Here is a 16,954-nt window from a genome sequence, read left to right as displayed (position 1 = left end):
GTTTCGTAGTCTGGTGTTGCAAACGCCGGAGCCGGACTTGTCGCGGCTTCCTGCGATCTTCCAGGAGCGACGTGCACTCAGCGGCATGAGTTACGACGACTTGGCCGTCCAGAGCGGCATCTCCAGACGGACCCTGATCAACATCTCCACCGGGAAGTACAAGGGTGACCTCAGGACGTGGATGATCCTGGCGCGCACTTGGGCCGTCACTCTGGATGAACTGCTCGCCTCGACTTGGGACTAGCGCATGCCGCGTAGTCATGCTGCATCCCCGGCGCGCAAGTACCGAGCGCAGATCGAAGCGGCGCGGCAAGACCTGGATTCCATGGCCGACAGCCCTCACCCGTTCGCCACCGCCGCCCGCGAGGGCCGGTTGAAGCCCGATTCTCCATTCGACGCGTTCACCATCGGGTTCGCCGCCGCTGTGGACGAGACCCTGTGTGCCCATTACGCACAGCGGATCAGCGAGGACCCGCACGGGCGTCAGCCGGAGCGGTCGGTCTCCGCTCGCCTCGGTGAGCGGCTGGGACTCAGCGGGACATCGGTCCGGGCGGCACGCGACGGAGACCGCTGGGTCCAGTTGCCCGAGGTGCTTGCTGGGCTCAGGATCGTCGACGGCTTCGGTGCGACCCTCAGCCGCCACCTCGATGTGCTCTTGCGCGAATGGCCTTACCTGCTACACAAAGATTCCCAGGGACACCCAACCCTTTCCTTCGCTCGTGCCGTCGTTGATCCATCGGCCGGCTCTGATGCAGTGGTCACCCAAGGAGAACCACGGCGGCTGAAGGAGAAGGACGTGCTGCAACTCGAACAACAGGTCCGAAAGGCTGTGGCAACGCTTGTCGCCACACAGAACCGGGCCGCGCTACACGGACGTGCACTGCCGTCTCCCGTGGACTGGGTGGCAGTCGCCAGCCTGCTCGATCCGGATCTCAGCCCATGCCCGGGCTATAAGTGGGGACATGATTCGCAGGAGGCCGACCCGTATAAGACCCTGCCCGACTTTGGTATCGACAACCTGAACGCCGACGTTCGGGCGGTTTTCGAGGACGGCCAGAGCCACCCCGCCCGCGAGGTGATCTCCCGCATTCAGCAGGTCGGTCACGAGCGTCAGATCGCGCGGGGTCTAGAGATTGCCCCAGTTCCGGAAGTCTCGATCCGTGCCGCCTTGTGGCGCCTGCATTCTCTTCCCCGGAACGACCCCGAGAAGCGGTGGCTCGTGCGTGGGTACAGAACATACAAGCCGGGGCCGCGATGGTTCCGTGAGCGAGGAAACCAAGGGGACTGATGACGCCGCGCCTTCCGGCGCGCGAACAAAGCGAAACCCCCACGGAGAACCGAAGGGGCTTCAGAGGTCTTGGAACCATCTCTGAACCTACACCTTCAGGCTGTCTGGGCGGGCGACCAGTAGCAGCGTGTCGCGCGTCTATCCTTCGACGCTCTGGCCGGGTTCCTCGTGGGTAGCGAACTCCCGGCTCACATGCGGGGGCCACAGCGCCTGGTCGAGGGCGACTTCCAGCACCGCGACGGCTCGCGAGGCCGGCCAGGTTTTGCCGCTGAGGTAGTCGCTCAGGATCGAGTAGTCCAGGTCGACTTCGGCCACAGTCTTGCGCAGCGAAGCGCCACCCATGGCCGCACGCAGTCGGAGGACGAAGAGACGGACTTTCTCGGCGGCCGGGTCGCTGCACGCTCGGTCGGGCCAGTTGTCGCTGAAACTGGCCGGGGGCTCCCGTCTGGACCTGGGCACGAGGTCAAACTACCCCGGTCGATGCGCCGCTTTACGCGACGCCGAACCGACCCCTCGAAGAGAACTGTCAGTGACGGGTGGCACGGTGTTGGTATGAACCAACAACCTCCTAGAACGGCGGCGCAGGAGACCGTAACGCACGTTACGGCCAACTACCGGCCGCGTGCGGTCGACCTGTACCACTGGCTGAAAATCCGCGAGTTCGTCGTCAAAGCAGTCGTCGACAGCAAACCTCACGACGGGGACGAGGCGCGGCGCCGACTGACCCTGCTCGCGCAACTGGTGGACTGGGTGGTTTACGAGGCAGGCTTCGAAATGACCCGGCGAACAGTCTTCGACCTGGACATCATGAGCGAGTTCCTGGACCGGCAGACGGACTGGACCCCGAAGGTAAAGAAGATGTTCCGGGGCAAGTTGAAGACGATGGGCCGGGCATTGAACTCCGAGTGGCCCGACGACCTGCCCGAAGAGACTTCCTACACCTCCGCCTGGCACCCCACCCCGTACACCGATCAAGAAGTCCGGACGATCCGCAACTGGGCAAAAGGTCAGAGAACGGCCCTGAACCGCAACAAGGCCCAAGTTTTTCTCGCCCTCACTCTCGGCGCCGGGCTGTACACGCACGAGATTGTTCTTCTTCGCGTCCGGGACATCCAGATTGACGAGGAAGGCGTCCTACTGCATGTGCGGGGCAGGTCCGCGCGCGAGGTCCCGGTCCTCGCCGAACACGAAGCGATCCTCATCGAACTCGTACAGAACGTCGACCCGGACGACTACGCCTTCGCGCCGGGGAGGACGAACCGCAGTTCGAGCGTCGTGCAGGCGTTCATCCAAGGCACGAACAGGGACGAGGGCATCCATCCCAATCCGCGCCGCCTCCGAGCGACCTGGCTCGTCCGGCACCTCTCCAACGGCGTTCCTGTCGCCGCCTTGTGCAGGGCTGCTGGGCTCACCAACCTCCGCGCCTACGAAAAGTGGCTGCGCACGCTGCCCGAAATGGACGATGCGGAGTTCCGGCACCTTGTTCGGCGGTCGTCACGGGTCCCCGGCACCTGGGGTGCGGAGAACTGATGGCAAGGGGGCCGAGGAGCAGGCAGGGCGGGGGCACTCCTGCCGTGCCCAATGGCGCGCAAGCACGCGTCGGCCTCCTCCAGCAGCCCGGATTCTCCTACGCCAGTCGTCGATACACACCCGTTCACGTCAACGAGGTGAAGGTCGTCGCCCAACTGATCGACCAGTCGGGCCTCCTCCAGATGCTGGAGGATTGGCGTGACGAAGACGGCAGACCCGTCGGCGGAAGGCCCACAGAAGTCAGCGACCGAGCCCTGCTCTGCCTGCTGGCCGTCTTGGCGAACGAGGGCACGCCGCTGCACCTGACCAAGGTCAACGAGTTGGTGCTATACCGGCTCACCGCCCAAGCGCACGCCTACCTCGGCCTGCCACCCCTGGCCAGGAAGACGCCACAAGGGTTGATCCCAGGCACGCTCGGCGCGAAGGCAGACCGCAGTCGTTACGCGTACGGCCCGAAAACAGTTCATGCCGCGACACCACGACGGACATTCGGCGCGAAGTTCATCGACGCGTGGGAGGAGCGGTTGCGCCGAGCCGAACGCCGCATTCGGCGGGTTCTCGACCCGTTCCCCGAAACCCAGCATCACTACCGCTACGACAAGGCCGACTTCACGGCCCTGCGCGAGACCCGCGACGAGGCGTTTGTGGCCCGTCGCCGAGCGCGCCTGATGGCCTTCCAGAACGCGCTGATCTGGACCGTGGTCGAGCAGACACCCCGGGAGTTGCTGGGCTGGTGGGACGGCACGGTGGCCTTCGACGGCACGTTCGTGCCGGGCGTCAGCAAGGCCACGACCACCAAAGGCAGGCGAGCGAGTATTGAGCCGGACATGGGCTGGTACAACCGCACCCACGAGAAGGTGCCCGACGACTCGACCAACGAACGGTTGAAGGTTGCCTGGGGCCTGGACCTGACGCTGGTGATGATGAGCGCATCGGGACCTAAGCAGCGCGTCCCAGGACTGCTCCTCGGGGCCTCTATCGACAAGCCCGGCACCAACCCCAACGGGAATGTGATGACCGCCTTGGCCAAGGTGATGGCGGCCGACATGCCGCACGGCTACGCCATCGGGGACCGGGACTTCTATCCGAAGATGATCGCCGAACAGTTCCAGATTCCGCTGCGCGAGGCCGGGTACAAGATCATCGGCGACCTTCGACGAGACACGGTCGGCCTCCAAGGAACCTACGCAGGAATGCTCTTGGTGGACGGTCATTTCTTTGACCCGGCTATGCCTCAGAAGATGGTGACCGCCACACCCGACTTCCTCGAAGGCCGGATCACCGAGGAAGACTGGCGCACGCTGCTGGAGCGTCGGGCGAGCATCTACCTGAGTCGGGTCAAGGACTCACGACCGGACGGCGCCACCCAGTTCAAGTGTTGCGCTTCCGGGCCGGGCGCGACCCTCCAATGCCCGCTGCGCACGTCACTGATGACGGACCTCGCCGACCAGCGAGCCCAACGTACAGGCGAAGACCCCAGGCTGATCCGTGCCCGGCTGCTGCCTTTGACCGCCAAGCGGCTCACCTCGGCAAAGTTCACCGCCCCCAGCCGCGAAGATGCCCGGGAAATCTGCTCCAACGCCTCGTCGGTCACCGTCCCTCTGCGAGGCACCGCGACCCCAGGGCCCAAAGGGCAGCAGTTCACCATCGCCAAGTACCTCCAGCAGGGGCCGACCTGGGAGAGCGATGAGTGGGCCTCGATCTACTTCACCGGACGCAACTCGATTGAGGGCACCAACGCGCGGCTGAAAGACTCCCACGGCCTTTCGCTCGCCCACCACGGCAACCGGATGCTGCGAGGCTTCGCCGCCCAAGCCTTCCTGGTTGGCTTTATCTGCTTCGCCCACAATCTCCGTGTGCTGAACGCCTTCATGGAGACCGACCGGCTGACCTCGACCGACCCGGACTCCACCCCTCCACCGAAGCCGACCAGGCCACGCCGGTGGCGGACCCTTCTCGAAGAGGAAAGGGAGCGGCCGAACGCGCCGCCGCTAGCCGCCTAGCCTCTCCGACATCCTCAACAGCAGCACCCGATAGCCCTCGAAGGGCTATCGGGTGTTGCCGCGTTCCGGGGCTGACCGCTCGACAGACGGTTGGCGATGGCCGACGGAGCGCGGATCGAGCGGGATTCGGGCCGGATTGGACACGGCGAAAACCCCTGCTGCGCAGATGAGCAACAGGGGATCGAAATGGCTGGTCAGCGGCGGTTTCGTGAATAGATTGAGGGGATTTCGTGAATCCCCCACGCTGGCGCTGGGCGACCGGTTCAGGCTGCACGCCATCGGGTTTGGCCTCTCGTATCGGCCCAGCATCACCATTCGCCAGCACATTCTCACCGACATCGGCCTGAAAGACCTGGTCAAGACCGGAATGATGCCCGATGCGGTGGGTCGCTTTCTGCACGCGGCGGTGATGGCGCGCAAGTCGATGGTGATCGCCGGCGACCAGGGTGCGGGAAAGACCACCCTGCTGCGCGCCCTGATCGACGCGATTCCCGCTAATGAGCGCTTCGGCACCCTGGAGACCGACTACGAACTGCTCACCCACCTGCGGCCGGAGCGGCGCAACATGCTGGCGCTGCAGGCCAAGGTGGGCATGGGTGAACAGCAGGACGGCCGGCGGCTGGGCGAGTACTCGGTGGCCGACCTGATTCCCGAAGCGCTGCGGCAGAACCTGTCGCGGCTGATCATCGGCGAGGTGCGGGGCTCGGAGGCCGGTGCCATGTTCGAGGCGATGCAGTCCGGCGCGGGAACGTTGAGTACGACTCACTCGCACTCGGCGGCCTCCACGATGGACCGGCTGGCCTCCCGGGTGGCGCAGGGTGGCGTGCTCACCGTCGACGAGGCCTACCGGCAGGTGGCGCACCACATTCATCTGCTGATCTATGTGAAGCTGGTCGACGACACGTGGCGAGGCGGACGCCGCACTCGCCGGGTGGCCGAGATCCGCCAGCTCACCGGAGCGCTTGAGGCCGGCCGTCCGGTCACCCATCTGGTGTACGCGGCGCCGACCGCCACCTCGCCGGAGCAGTTTCACCCCGAACCCGTATTCGCCGCCGAACTCGCCGAGTTCGACGAGGCGTGGGAGCGGCCATGACCACCGTCGTCGCGTTGCTCGGGGCGCTGCTCAGTGCCGGCGTCGTGCTGGTCGTGGCCGGGTTTCGCACCTCACCGCGGGCGACCCGTCCGGCCTCTGGCGCGAGCCGGCTCGATCGGTTGCGGCCGGTGCTGCGCAAGCACGGCTGGCGATTGGCGCTGGGGCTGGTCGTCGGGGTTGCCTTCGCCACGATCACCGGCCTGACGGCGACGGTGCTGGTGGCGCCGCTGGCCGCCGTCGGGTTGCCGCTGCTGCTCGGCGCGCCGTCGAACCGTGACGTCGAGCTACTGCAGGCGCTCGATCGGTGGATTCGCAGCCTGGCCGCCATGCTGCCCACCGGCCGCTCGATCACCGACGCGATCCGGTTGTCGCAGCGCCAGGCGCCTGAGTTGCTGGCCGCACCGCTGCGGCTGCTGGTGGCCCGGCTCGACGAACGCTGGACCTCGGCTGAGGCGCTGCGCGCCATGGCCGATGAGCTCGATTCGGCCGACGCCGACGCGGTGCTCGCGGCCCTGGCGCTGGCTGCCGATCGGGGTGGCACCGGCGCCACCGCAACCTTGCACGCGCTCGCCGACTCGATTCAAGACCGGCTGAAGGCTCAGCGCGAGATCGAGACCGAACGGGCCAAGCCCAGAATCGTGGTGCGTCAGGTCACGATCATCACCGTCAGCGTGCTGACCCTCGCGCTGCTGTTCGGGCGCGACTTCTTCGCCCCGTACGCCACACCGGTGGGCCAGCTGATTCTGCTCGGCCTGCTCGGCCTGTACGTCATGTCGCTGGTGGTGTTGCGCCGGATGACCCTGCCGCGTCGCCGGGAACGCATTCTGCGGAGCCTGCGATGACCGGTCTTTGGGTGGCGGTGGCATCCGGAATTTTGCTCGCGGCCGGCCTGTGGGCGGTGGCCGGCTTCTTCGTGCCGGCCCACCCACGGCTGAGCGACGCGTTGCGCGTGCTGGACGGACGGGTGCCGCCGGCCGTTTCCCCGGCGTCCGGGGCAGACCGGATTGGTGCCTGGGTGCGGGGCCGGCTGCCCGGTGCCGTCGATGACCGCATCGCTCGCCAGTTGCAGTTGCGCGGCATCTCGATCGACCGGTTCTACACCTACAAGGTGCTGGGTGCCCTGATCGGTCTCGCGCTGCCCGGGCTGGGGGGCGTGCTGCTGCTGGTCAGCCTCGGGGTGTCGCTGGTCATACCGGTGATCGTCGGCCTGGTGCTCGGTCTGATCGGCTTCTTCGTGCCCGACATCGTGATCGGTCGCGGCAGCGCCAGCACGTCGGCCGACGCCACCGAGGCCCTGCTTACCTTCGTCGACCTGGTCACCTTGGAGCGACTGGCGAATTCGAGCGCCACCCAATCGCTGCACGCCGCGGCCGCCGTCTCTGACCAGGCGGTGTTCGTGGCGATCCGCGATTCGCTGCAACGCTCGCGCCTGGAGCAGCGGGCGCCGTTCGCCGAGCTCAAGCGGTTGGGTGAAGAACTCGAACTGCCCGCGCTGTGCGACATCGCCGACGTGATGAAGCTCGATGACTCGGGCGCGTCACTGTCTGATGCCCTGCGCGCCCGGGTGAAGGAACTGCGCGACGCGCACCTCACCGAAGCCAAGATCGAGGCAGCCACGGTGTCTGAACGAATGACCGTGCTGATGGTCATGCCCAGCCTGATCTTCGGGCTGCTCTTCCTGATTCCACCCCTGCTCCGCATGGTGAGCAGTTGACCCACAACCACGAGGAGAAATCATGCTGGCCATCCTGCACACCGTGATCGGTTACGTGTTCAGCCCGCCCGAGCGGGACGAGCGAGGGCTGTCGCAATCCACCGAGACGGCGCTCCTGCTCGCCGGTGCGGTGGTGGTCGCAATGGCCGTCGTCGGCGTGGTGACCGCCTACGTGACCGGAAAGCTCGGCGCCCTCAAGTGAGCGAACGCGGGGTCTCGGAGTCCACCCAGTGGGCACTGTTGATCCCGGTCGTGCTGCTCGCCGTGCTGGGCACCATTCAGGCCGGGATCTGGCTGCATGCGCGCACGGTCGCGGGCCAGGCCGCCGGTGCCGCGGCCGAGCAGGTGGCCTGGTCGCGCGGCTCGGACGGCGATGCCGTTGCGATGGGCCGGCGCATCGCCGGTGCCGGCGGTCTGCAGGACGCCACGGTTCGCATCGAGCGCTCAGCCGGCACCGTGCGCGTGACGGTGAGCGGACGGGCGGCGATGATCATCGATCTCGGCATGGGCACGGTCACCGAGTTCGCCCTGATGCCGCTGGAACAGGCCGGGCGATGAGGCGCCCACGCGGCGAAAGGGGTGCCGCCGCCGTCGAGTTCGCCGTGATCGTGCCCGCGCTGGCCCTGCTGATCGGCTTGATCATCGGGGCCGGACGGGTCTGGCACGGGCACACCGTGGTGGAGCAGATCGCGGGCGTGGCGAGCCGGGCAGCGTCCCTGGCCAGCACCCCGGCCGAGGCGAAGGTGGCCGCCCAGCGCATCGCCGGCGCGCAGGCGGCCACCAGCGGCCTGAACTGCCGGGCGCTCGGCGTCGAGATCGACGTCAGCGGGTTTCAGGTGCCGGTCGGCCAGCCGGCACAGGTGCGGGTGCGGGTCAGTTGCGGGGTGCCGCTGGCCGACTTGGCAGTGCCCGGCTGGCCGGGCGAATGGCAACTCAGTGCGGACGGTTCGTCCGCGCTCGATCGCTACCGAAGAAGAGGGTGACATGGTTCGCATCCGTTCGATCGGCGCCGCGTTGGCGCTCGTGGTCGTCGTGGTCGGCGCGCCGCTGGCGTTGCTGTTCTGGGGGGTACCGGTCACCGCCGTGGGCAACCTGGCCCGGCCCGACGACGGGTCGGCGCTGCTGGCCCTGCTGACCCTGGCCGGATGGGTGGCCCGGGCGGTCTTCGCCGTCTCGGTCGTGCTGGAGGCGGTGAACATCGTGGGCCGGCGGGCGGTGCCCTTGCGGCTGCCGCTGGCGGGCGGGCTGCAGGCGATCGCCGGTGCCCTGGTCTTCGCCGCGCTCTCGCCGGCGGTCCCCGCCGGAGCGGCCCCACCGGTGGCAGCCCCGGCCAGTTCAGGCGTCGAGGCAACCGGCGCCACCCAGGCCGAGTCGCCGACAGAGGTGGCCGGCTACCTGGTTCGGCCCGGTGACGACCTGTGGAGCGTCGCCGAGCAGGTGCTGGGCGAGGGCCGGCACTGGCGACAGTTGGCCGAGATCAACCCTCAACTGCTGGCCAACCCCACCGTCGATCTGGTGCCAGGCACCCGGCTGGTGTTGCCCGCCGGGCCCGAGCAGTCGCACCACCAGGTGGCTCGGGCGCACACCGTCGTCGTCGAGCGCGGCGACACCCTGAGCGGACTGGCCGAGACGCACCTGGGCAATGGCGCGAAGTGGCCGCGCATCTACCGGGCCAACGCCGACCGCATCGACGACCCCGACCTGATCGACGTCGGTTGGAAGCTGGTGATTCCGCAAGGCAAGGCGGCGCCGGCCCCCCAGCGGCAGCGTCCGCCGCGCAAGCCCGACGTCTCTCTCGAGGTCCCACAGGGAGAACAGCCGGCACCGGTTCAGTCCGCGACCACGGCCGCGTCCCCGGTCGCCGAACCGACGGCGACGCCTACGCCGACGCCGACGGTGACCGCGTCGGCGCAGGCCGCACCCGAGGTGCCCGCCGCCGTCACGACCAGCGCACCGGGCGACCCGAGCTGGCCGCTGCTGGGTGGCCTGGGCGGAGCAGCCGCGGCCATGATCCTGGCCGGGGTCGGCCTGAGCCGGGCCAACCAGTTGCGCTCGCGCCCGCTGGGGCGGCGCATCGCACAACCGCCCGTCGACCTGCGCCGCTACGAGACCGCGCTCGGCAGACGTGAACGGCCCGACAGCCCGGTGCTGCTCGAACGCGCGCTGCGCCGGCTCGGCGCACACGTGCACGCGACCGGACGTCCACTGCCCCGGCTCGACCGGGTGCTGCTCGACGACGTCGGCGTCGTCTTCCACTGGCACAGACCGCCGGGCGAACCGCCGGAGCCGTTCCAGGCGTCCGGCTCGGCCTGGCTGTTGTCAGCCCGTTCGGCCGCGTCGCTGCCCGAATCGACCCACCCGGTGCCGTTCCCCGCGCTGGTCACGCTGGGGCGCGAGCAGTCCGGCGCGTGGCTGATGGTCGATCTGGAGTCGGCACCGCCCCTGGCACTACGCGGGCCCCGGACACTGCGGCACGCTGCGGCCGCCGCGATGGCGGTGGAGTTGTCGTGCTCGCCGTGGTCCGCCGAACTCACCTTGACCGTGGTGGGCGGCGACGAGATGTTCGTGCGGGCCGCCTGTCCCGAGCTGGTCCGGTTCACCGGCGATGCCACGGTTGCCCTCGACGACCTGCAGGTGACCGCGCTCCAGCGGTCGGACGACGAGGCGCCCACGGCGCTGCTGCGGGTCGACCCCGACCGGGCCGAGGCCGGTGCCGCACAGGTGATTCTGCTCGCCGACGAGCCGACCGCCGACCAGCGGCAGCGGCTCGACGCGCTGTTCGACGGCGATCTGGGCATTAGCGGAGTGGTGGCGGGCGCCGGCAGTTGGTCGCTGGCCCTCGAGGGCACCGAAGAGGCCGCCCGGGCCACGCTGGAGCCGTCCGGGCAGCCGCTGCTGCCGCACCTGATCGCCGCCCACACCCGTGCCGCAATCGGCACGATCTTCGCGGCCACCGACGAGGGCGCGCACGAACCGGCCCATTGGTGGGCAGACCAAGACTCCGACAACGTGCGCACCCTGGTGCCGCGGCGCGCCGATCGGTTGAGCGTCGACGATCGCCGACCGTCCGACTCTGCGCACCCGTACCTGCGGCTGTTCGGGCCGATCGAACTGGTCGGTGCGGCCGGCCCGGCACCGGCCCGGTCGCGGCGCCAGTGCGAGGAGTACTGCGGCTGGCTGCTGGAGAACCCCGGCAGCACCGCCACCCGGATGACCAGCGAACTGGTGGTGGCCGAGACCACCCGTCGCTCGAATATGTCGCGACTGCGGTCCTGGCTGGGGCACGACCCAATCGGCCAGCCCTACCTGCCCGAGGCATACTCGGGCCGCATCGCGCTGCACCCCGAGGTGGGTTCCGACTGGCGGCGCCTGCAGGCCTTGATCGCCCCCGGCCTCAACCGGCTGACCGCCGAGACCCTAGTGGACGTGCTCGACCTGGTTCGCGGTGCCCCGCTGGCCGACGCGGCACCGGGCCAGTGGCGCTGGGCCGAGGAACTGCGCACCGACATGGCCTCGGTGGCCCGTGACGCGGGGGTGCTGCTCACCCGATGGGCGATCGAGCACCGCGACCTCGACCTGGCCCGCTGGGCCGGCGCCCGGGCCCTGCTCGCCGCACCCGAGGACGAGCTGCTGCTGGTCGAGCGCATTCGCACCGAGCACCTGGCCGGCAACACCGGCGAGGTGGAACGGCTGGTTCGCTGGGTGACCGGCCAGGCGCGAGTGCTGGGCATTGATCTGGCTCCCGAGACCGTCGACGCCTGCCAGCAGGCGCTGGAGGGCCGAACCCGGCCCCGGGCCGTCCGGTGACGCGGGTGAGGCGTCGGACAACGGTGAATGCGCCGATTTGAGCCTCGACCCACCGACTTGCGACTTCTTGGCGCGCCTGCCGAGAAACGTGCGTATTGAGTTGCGGCGCGGCCGCAGCTCATCGTCGACGCGGAGAAGTGCGCTTTATGGCCTGCCACGATGGCCGGCATAACGCTCGTCTCGGCGCGCGGGGCTGCATGAGGGGCGTCGAGCGGCGGCGTAACGCACGAATCGCCGCGCGCACCCCTTCGCGCCACCGGGGCGCAGGTGAATCCAGCCAAGACCGGTCGCTGGGCCTTTGGTCGGTGGATCGCGGCTTAGGCTCGGACCATGGACCCCGCCGACATGCGCGTCAACTACCAGCGCGACACCCTGGAGGAGCTGACTGCCGCCGCCGAGCCGCTGCGGCAGTTCGACGCCTGGTTCGCCCAGGCGGCCGCCCAGGGTGGTTCGGAGGCCAACGCCATGACGCTGGCCACCGTCGGGGCCGATGACCGGCCGTCGGCCCGCATCGTGCTGATGAAGGGCTACGACGGCCGCGGCGTGGTGTTCTTCACCAACTACGACTCGCGCAAGGGCGCCGAGCTGGCCGCCCACCCACAGGCCGCACTGTTGTTCTACTGGGGTGAGCTGCAACGCCAGGTGCGCATCGAGGGGCCGGTGCAGCGGGTCGCCGAGGCCGAGTCGGAGGAGTACTTCGCCAGTCGCCCGCTGGGGTCGCGGCTGGGGGCGTGGGCCTCGCCGCAGAGCCGGGTAATCGCCGGACGCGAGGTGCTGGAGCAGGCAGAGCGGGCAGCGTCGCAACGGTTCGGCAACGATCCGCCGCGTCCGCCGCACTGGGGCGGGTACCGGCTGGTGCCCGAGGTCTGGGAGTTCTGGCAGGGCCGGCCCTCGCGGCTGCACGACCGGCTGCGCTATCGCATGCTGGATGGCCGCTGGGTTCGGGAGCGGCTGGCCCCCTGACGGCACACGTCGCTCGCCCTCCTGCGCGAGCGACGAATGGTCAGGAAAGCGCCGATCGAGGCGCCCTCCGTTGGTTGAGCGAGTCGCAACCCTTGCCGGCGAGCGAACGTCGAGGCCTCGACAAGCTCGACTCGACCAGCGCTTCCTCAGCCGAAACCGAGAGGGGTTCAGGGAACGACGATCACCGGCACGGTGGAGTTGCGCAGGATCTTGGCCGCGCTCGAACCCAGGAACACGTTGGCCAGCGGGTGGGTGCGTGACGAGCCGACCACCAGCACGTCGCCGTCGCTGAACTCGACCGATGCCAGCGCCTCGGGCCACGAACTGCCCCGAGCGACCACGGCGGTGGCGCTGACGCCCTTGCCGGCCAGGTGCTGCACCGCCTCGGACTGCGCCGCGGCGACCTGGTCGAGCAAGTTCGCGTAGACCAGTTCCTCGTTGCGGCGCACCCCCGAGCTCACCATCAAGCGCTGCTTGAGCGCCACGGTCAGCAGCCGCAGCTCTGCCCCGATGCGGGCACAGATCTCGGCCACGTCGTCGAGCAGCTTCCAGGTGGCATCGTCGTCACGAAAGGCGAGTGTCACCCGGGTGACCTTTGAGCCGTCCGCGGGCTGGTAGCCGCGCGGGGCGATCGCCACCGGCACCTGCGAGCTGTGCAGCAGCCGGTCGGTCTTCGACGTGACGGTGAGCCGTCCCTCGGGGCCGTCGATGCCCGAGCCGACCACGATCAGGCTCGCCTCAAGGGTGGCCGCCTGGTCGAGAATCGCCGCCGGCACCGACCGTCCGGTCACCCAGACCGCGCTCGAGGTGACGTCGGGGTACGCGGCCAGCCGCCCTGCGGCTTCGGCAGCGCTTGCTTCACCCTCTTCGGCGGCCCACTGCTCGAAGTCGCCGTCGGTGGCGCTGCCGGCAACCGTCTCCCAACCGCGCGGCACCACGGTCACCGCGAGCACCGCCGCCGACTCCGATCGCGCGAACTGGCAGGCCAGGGCCAGTGCGCAGGAGTCCTCCTTGTGCGGGCTGTAACCGACCAGGTAGGTCATGCCTCGTCATCCTTGCGCTTGCGACCGCCCGGTTCGGCGATCTCTTCTTCTGAGGTGTAGTTGTTGAGGGTTGCGTGCTTACGGCCGTAGGCGAAATAGAAAGCCACCACCACGGCGATCCAGGCCAAGAAGATGACCCAAGTCACCAGCGCCAGCCCCCACATGATGTAGATGCACACCGCCACGGTCAGGATCGGCACCACCGGATAGCCCGGCACCTTGAACGGACGTTCCAGGTTTGGGTGGGTTCGGCGCAGCACGATGATCCCGATGGCCACCACCGAGAAGGCCATCAGAGTGCCGATCGACACCGTGTCCCACAGGTAGACGTCGGGCACGAAACCACCGATCAACGCCACGATGATCGACACCGTCACGGTGTTGAACACCGGCGTCATGGTCTTGGCGTCGACCTCGAGAAACCGCTTGGGGATCAGACCGTCGCGGCCGACGGCGAACAGAATGCGGGTCTGCCCGTACAGCGTGACCAGCGTGACCGAAAAGATCGAGATCACCGCGCCGGCGGCCAGCACGGTGCTCCAGACCTGATTGCCGGTGATGTCTTTGAGAATCAGCGCCAGGCCGGCCTCGCCCGCGGTCTCTTTGAAGAACTCGACCGGCTTGGCGGCCAGGCCGGCAGCCGCGACAGCGATGTAGATGCCCGACACGATGGTCAGCGCGCCGATGATGGCGCGCGGCAGGGCCTTCTGCGGGTTCTTCACCTCTTCACCGGCCGTCGCCACCGCGTCGAGCCCGATGAACGAGAAGAAGATCGTGCCGGCCGCCGCGCTGATGCCGCTCAGGCCGTACCCGAAGAAATCGGCGAAGTGATCGGCGTTGAACGCGCTGAAGCCGATAACGGTGAACAACACCAGCACGCCGAGCTTGATCATCACCATGATGGCGTTGATCGTCGCCGATTCGGACGCGCCGCGAATCAGCAGCAGCATGCAGAGCAGCACCAGGACCACCGCAGGCAGGTTGATCATGCCGCCGGTGGCCGGGTAGGTGATCTGGCCGAGCGCATCTTCGACCGGCACCGGAATGGGTGAGACCGACAGCGCCTCGGGCAACTGCCACCCGATGGTCTCTTGCAGCAGTTCGTTGAAGTAGCTGCTCCACCCGACCGCGACCGCACCGGTCGAGACGCCGTACTCCAGCAGCACACAACCGGCGATCACCACGGCCACGAACTCGCCCAGCGCGTGATAGGCGTAGGAGTACGTCGACCCGCTCACCGGAATCGCCGAAGCCAACTCGGCATAGCACAGGGCCGAAAGGCCGGCCGCGAAGCCTGCGATCAGAAACGAGACCAGCACCGCCGGGCCGGCTTTGGGTACCGCCTGACCCAGCACGAAGAAGATGCCGGTGCCGACGGTGGCGCCGACCCCGAACATCGTGAGCTGAAAGGTCGACAGGTTGCGGGCGAGTTCCTCGCCCTGGTGGTGCTGCTGCTGAAACACGATCGGCTTACGGCGCAGCAACTGCTCACGAAGCGACAGGGCCATCTGCGTTCTCCCAAGTGAAGACTGAAATCGGCTGGCCATAAGCTACGCCCGTAGCCCCGGTGTGGGAACCCCCGAGCCGCGGCAGTTGCACGGCTGAAACATTCGGGTCGGAATCGCGAACGAACAGCTCGACAGGCGGGGTCTCAGTCGTCCCTGCTGTAGATCAACAGGCTGTACGGGGCGATCGCGATGTCGGCGTGGGCCGCCATGCCGTCGTAGCCGCCCTGGTGGGCGGTCAGGTCGAACGAGTCGTAATCGCCGAAGACGGCGGAATAGATCGTCGCGTCACTGTTGAACCGCAGCTTCCACAGCCCCTCCTGCGGCATGCCGATGCGGTAATCGTGCTTGGCGCCCGCATCGAGGTTCGCGATCACCACCACGTCGTCGCCGGGGCCGTGGTGGTACCAACGCTGGAACGCCAGCAGGTTCGCGTCGTCGTTGCCGTGAATGATGTGCAGCCCCGACCCCTTCAGCCCCCGGGTGGTCGAGTGGTAGTCGCGGCGCAACTCGATCAGGTCGCGGTACAGCCGCACGATGCCCTGGAACTCGTCGTTGCGGTTCCAGTCCAGCGGAACGGTGTCGCGAAACCAGCCGCCCTCGAGAAACTCCTGGCCCTGAAAGATCATCGGAATGCCCGGCGCGGTGAACACCAGCCCGGCACCCAGGGTGGAACGCTTCTGCGCCCAGTAGCCGTCGGGGTCGCCCGGGTCGACCTCTTGCGGCACCCGCGCCTTGCCGTTGGCCACCTCATCGTGGCTCTCGGTGTAGATCACCCGCGCGAAGCTGTCGCCGTAGTTGTTCGACACCGCATCGGCTACTGCCGGCACCGACCGGTAGGCGTCGCTGGCCACGATGATCGCCTCCCGCACCGGATGCACGAATTTGGCCTCCCACTGGGCGTGATAGGCGGCGCCGTCCGGCCCGGTGCTGGTCACCGCCGGGTTGCCGTGCAGATCTTCGGCGATCGTGATGGCGTCGGAGAACTCCTGGCGAATGCTGCGGTTCAGCCAGCTCTGCAGACTCCACCCGTCTGGCAGGTCGACATCGGCGTCGGCGTCGACCGACCGCATGTACGGGGTCATGTCGAACCGCAGCCCGTCCACGTGGTAGTCGCGCAGCCACATGAACGCGTTGTCGCGAATGAACTGCCGCACCTCGCCGCGCCCGTAGTCGGGCCGGGTGTCGCCCCAGGGCGTGGCGGAGCGCCAGTCGTTGTAGAAGTAGATGCCGCCCTTGCCGTTCTCACTCCAGCCGTCGAACTGCCACAGGTCGAGGTCGGACGGCCCGAAGTGGTTGTACACCACGTCCATGATCACCGCGATGCCCGCCTTGTGCACCTCGCGAACCAGGGTCTTCAGGGCGTCCGGGCCACCGTAGGAGCTTTCGACGGCGAAGATGTGCGCCGGGTTGTAGCCCCACGAGAAGTCGCCGGCGAATTCGGCCGACGGCATCAACTGAATGGCGCTGACGCCCAGGTGCTGAAAGTGCTCGATGGCGGCCTGCACGGTGTCGAAGGTGCCCGCCACACCCTGGCGCTGCGGCGCGAACGAGCCGACGTGCAGCTCGTAGATCACCAGTTCGTTGTGCGGCGGGCAGGCGAACCCGTCGCCCTGCCAGTCGAACGCCGCGTGGTCGTAGACGATGCCGTTGCCCACCGAGTTGGTGACCTGAAAGGCGTAGGGGTCGATGCGATCGAGGCCTTGCTCGCCGTTGGTCAGCCGGAACTGGTACTCGTCGCCGGTCTTGGCCCCGGCTGCGAAGCCGTACCAGTAGCCGTTGCCTTCCCAGGCCAGCGGGTCGGCCTGCGCCGACCAGGCGTTGAAGCTGCCCCGCACGCTGACCGCTTGGGCGTTCGGCGCCCACACCCTGAACCCGACGCCGTCGCTGTGCACGATGGCGCCCATGCCGTCGAGCACCGGCGCACCGGACGCCGTGACGTCCGGATTCGTCGTGGACGAGTGCTCCGCGGGGGTCATGCGCCACAAGCTACTCGGGCAATGTTGGG

15 protein-coding genes and 1 pseudogene are annotated in these 16,954 nt (G+C 68.2%); 12 read left to right on the top strand and 4 right to left on the bottom strand.

The features are described 5' to 3' along the window. Positions 1 to 85 precede the first annotated feature (85 nt). Together QM721_RS01670 and QM721_RS01665 are read left to right on the top strand one after the other, a co-directional pair. On the top strand, positions 86 to 244 hold the full coding sequence (locus QM721_RS01670) for a hypothetical protein (protein WP_415118345.1): 159 nt from the start codon (positions 86 to 88) through the stop codon (positions 242 to 244). 3 nt (positions 245 to 247) lie between these two features. Beyond that, on the top strand, positions 248 to 1,288 hold the full coding sequence (locus tag QM721_RS01665) for a hypothetical protein (RefSeq protein ID WP_415118343.1): 1,041 nt from the start codon (positions 248 to 250) through the stop codon (positions 1,286 to 1,288). A 138-nt stretch (positions 1,289 to 1,426) separates the two neighbouring features. On the opposite strand, the gene QM721_RS01660 is transcribed toward QM721_RS01665, so the two are convergent. After that, positions 1,427 to 1,747 (bottom strand): hypothetical protein, encoded by a 321-nt coding sequence (locus tag QM721_RS01660; protein WP_415118341.1) that lies wholly within the window; start codon positions 1,745 to 1,747, stop codon positions 1,427 to 1,429. Positions 1,748 to 1,840: 93 nt separating this feature from the next. On the opposite strand from QM721_RS01660, the gene QM721_RS01655 reads away from it, so the two are divergent. The 10 genes and pseudogenes from QM721_RS01655 to pdxH all read left to right on the top strand — a co-directional run bounded on the left by QM721_RS01655 (position 1,841) and on the right by pdxH (position 12,398). After that, positions 1,841 to 2,818, top strand: a complete 978-nt coding sequence (locus QM721_RS01655; protein WP_415118339.1) for a tyrosine-type recombinase/integrase — start codon at positions 1,841 to 1,843, stop codon at positions 2,816 to 2,818. Further along, positions 2,722 to 4,821: a hypothetical protein gene (locus QM721_RS01650; protein ID WP_415118337.1), complete on the top strand. Its 2,100-nt coding sequence runs from the start codon at positions 2,722 to 2,724 to the stop codon at positions 4,819 to 4,821. The genes QM721_RS01655 and QM721_RS01650 overlap by 97 nt, the downstream gene beginning before the upstream one ends. A 241-nt stretch (positions 4,822 to 5,062) precedes the next feature. Next, positions 5,063 to 5,914: pseudogene (locus QM721_RS01645) on the top strand (ATPase, T2SS/T4P/T4SS family); the annotation flags it as partial. Beyond that, complete coding sequence (locus QM721_RS01640) at positions 5,911 to 6,756, top strand: type II secretion system F family protein (protein WP_415118335.1); 846 nt, start codon at positions 5,911 to 5,913, stop codon at positions 6,754 to 6,756. The pseudogene QM721_RS01645 and the gene QM721_RS01640, both read left to right, overlap by 4 nt. Further along, entirely contained in the window at positions 6,753 to 7,628 is an 876-nt protein-coding gene (locus QM721_RS01635; protein WP_415118333.1) for a hypothetical protein, read from the top strand. The genes QM721_RS01640 and QM721_RS01635 overlap by 4 nt, the downstream gene beginning before the upstream one ends. Before the next feature lie 22 nt (positions 7,629 to 7,650). Beyond that, positions 7,651 to 7,830: a hypothetical protein gene (locus QM721_RS01630; protein ID WP_415118331.1), complete on the top strand. Its 180-nt coding sequence runs from the start codon at positions 7,651 to 7,653 to the stop codon at positions 7,828 to 7,830. Beyond that, positions 7,827 to 8,186 carry a TadE/TadG family type IV pilus assembly protein gene (locus QM721_RS01625; RefSeq protein WP_415118329.1) on the top strand — a complete coding sequence of 120 codons (360 nt, stop codon included), beginning with the start codon at positions 7,827 to 7,829 and terminating at the stop codon, positions 8,184 to 8,186. Before QM721_RS01630 ends, QM721_RS01625 begins: the two co-directional genes overlap by 4 nt. Then, positions 8,183 to 8,611 (top strand): TadE/TadG family type IV pilus assembly protein, encoded by a 429-nt coding sequence (locus QM721_RS01620; protein WP_415118327.1) that lies wholly within the window; start codon positions 8,183 to 8,185, stop codon positions 8,609 to 8,611. The genes QM721_RS01625 and QM721_RS01620 overlap by 4 nt, the downstream gene beginning before the upstream one ends. Before the next feature lies 1 nt (position 8,612). Beyond that, a complete protein-coding gene (locus QM721_RS01615; protein ID WP_415118325.1) occupies positions 8,613 to 11,435 on the top strand; it encodes a LysM peptidoglycan-binding domain-containing protein in 2,823 nt (940 codons plus the stop codon). Between the two features lie 330 nt (positions 11,436 to 11,765). Then, positions 11,766 to 12,398, top strand: coding sequence for a pyridoxamine 5'-phosphate oxidase (pdxH, locus tag QM721_RS01610; RefSeq protein WP_415118323.1), 633 nt, complete (start codon positions 11,766 to 11,768; stop codon positions 12,396 to 12,398). A 167-nt stretch (positions 12,399 to 12,565) separates the two neighbouring features. Here pdxH and QM721_RS01605 read toward each other — a convergent pair whose 3' ends face one another. The 3 genes from QM721_RS01605 to QM721_RS01595 all read right to left on the bottom strand — a co-directional run bounded on the left by QM721_RS01605 (position 12,566) and on the right by QM721_RS01595 (position 16,925). After that, positions 12,566 to 13,441 carry a universal stress protein gene (locus QM721_RS01605; protein ID WP_415118321.1) on the bottom strand — a complete coding sequence of 292 codons (876 nt, stop codon included), beginning with the start codon at positions 13,439 to 13,441 and terminating at the stop codon, positions 12,566 to 12,568. After that, entirely contained in the window at positions 13,438 to 14,949 is a 1,512-nt protein-coding gene (locus QM721_RS01600) for an amino acid permease (RefSeq protein WP_415118319.1), read from the bottom strand. Before QM721_RS01600 ends, QM721_RS01605 begins: the two co-directional genes overlap by 4 nt. 143 nt (positions 14,950 to 15,092) lie before the next feature. Then, entirely contained in the window at positions 15,093 to 16,925 is a 1,833-nt protein-coding gene (locus QM721_RS01595) for an alpha-amylase family glycosyl hydrolase (RefSeq protein WP_415118317.1), read from the bottom strand. Between the last annotated feature and the right edge of the window lie 29 nt (positions 16,926 to 16,954).

The organism is Micropruina sp. (assembly GCF_047602085.1).
Lineage (GTDB): Bacteria > Actinomycetota > Actinomycetes > Propionibacteriales > Propionibacteriaceae > Micropruina.
The sequence above is the reverse complement of the archived record's forward strand: the minus strand, read 5'-3'. Positions and strand labels throughout refer to the sequence as shown.